Genomic DNA, 1,413 nt, shown 5'->3' with positions numbered 1-1,413 from the left:
GCCTTCGCGGTCGCGGCGGCGAGCACGGTCGTGCCCCACACGCCGGCCTCGGCGACCCGCACCGCCAGCTCCGGCTCCCAGCGCAGCCGCCAGGTCTCCCGGAACGTACCGGTGCTGCCGCGCGACGCGGCCGGCTCGCCCCACTCGATGCCGAGGAGCCGCAGCCGGTGCAGCAGCCTGCTGCGCCCGGCGTCGTTCTCCTTGCGCAGGTCGAGCTCCAACTCCCGCTCCTGCGCCTCCGGTTTGAGCCGCAGCCGCCGCTGGAGCCGGTCGAGGTCGCGCTGCAGCGGCACGGTGGGCGCCGCCGCGGGCACCTCGCCCAGGACGTCACCGACGACGAGCCGGTCGTGCACGAGTGAGAGCGGCACGTCCGAGCCCTCGCACATCACGGCCCGTACGGCGTCGGTGGTCTCGGTCAGGCCCGGCAGGGGGCGGCCCCGCATCGCGGCGAGCGTGTCCGCGAGCCGCACCGCCTCGATGACGTGCGCGGACGAGACGGGCCGGTCCTCGTCGCGCAGGAGCCGGGCCACCTTCGTCATCCAGCGCTCGATCGGGCGGTCGGCGGCGCCGAACAAGTGCCCGTACCAGCCCGGTGAGTCGATCCCCGCGCCATAGCCGCTCACCCGCGACAGCCGCCGGTGGGTCCAGGGCACCCAGGTCATGTCGGCCTTGGCCTTGGGCAGCCCCTTCAGCAGCGCCCGGTCGGCGGCGACGGTCGTGCGCTGCCGCAGGGCGGGCACATGCCAGGCACCGCACACCACGGCCACGTCGTCCCCGAACTCCCGCTGAGCCGCCCGCACCTGGAGCCGCATGTACGCCTCCCGCACGAGGTCCCGCTCGTGTCCCCCGGTCCCGAACGCCTCCCGCAGCGCCCCCATCGCCTCGCCGAGCACCTCGAACGGCGCGAACGCGTCCCCGTCACGCGCCCCCCGGTGCTCGATCACGTCCTCCCACCACCGCTCGGCGTCGTCGTACCCGGCGGTCTCGGCGAGGACGGCGAGCGGGTCGATCCGGACGGCCTCCGCGGGCTCGGACGGAAGTCCCCCCGGCTCCCCCTCCCCGGCCCGCTCCCTCTTCTCCGAGGCTCCCTTCTCCGATGTCTCCTCGTCCCCGTTGTCCTCCTTGTTCTCCGTCTCCTCCCGTCCCCATGCCAGCGTGTGGGTGGCCGGGAGGTCGATGAAGCGGGCCGGCACCCCGTGCTCCAGGGCCCAGCGGATGGCCACCCACTCCGGCGAGAACTCGGCGAGCGGCCAGAACGCCGACCGCCCCGGCTCGTCCACGACATGCGCGAGAAGGGCGACGGGCGGCCGCATGTCCTCGGCGGCGGCCAGCGCGATCAGCCGCGCCCGCCCGAGCCCCTCGCCGAAACTGATCCGCGTGCCGGAGATCGTCGTCAGCTCGCCCAGTGGGAAC

1 protein-coding gene is annotated in these 1,413 nt (G+C 74.9%); it reads right to left on the bottom strand.

Annotated features, from left to right (window positions below; all coding sequences use genetic code 11):
- Window positions 1-1,313, bottom strand: a 1,313-nt coding sequence (locus O3Q52_RS53035) for a DUF5682 family protein (RefSeq protein ID WP_269655540.1), incomplete at its 3' end; no start/stop codon positions are given.
- Window positions 1,314-1,413 lie beyond the last annotated feature (100 nt).

Origin of the sequence: Streptomyces sp. ActVer, assembly GCF_027270795.1 — a bacterium.
Lineage (GTDB): Bacteria > Actinomycetota > Actinomycetes > Streptomycetales > Streptomycetaceae > Streptomyces > Streptomyces umbrinus_A.
This window is presented reverse-complemented; position numbering and strand designations above follow the sequence as displayed.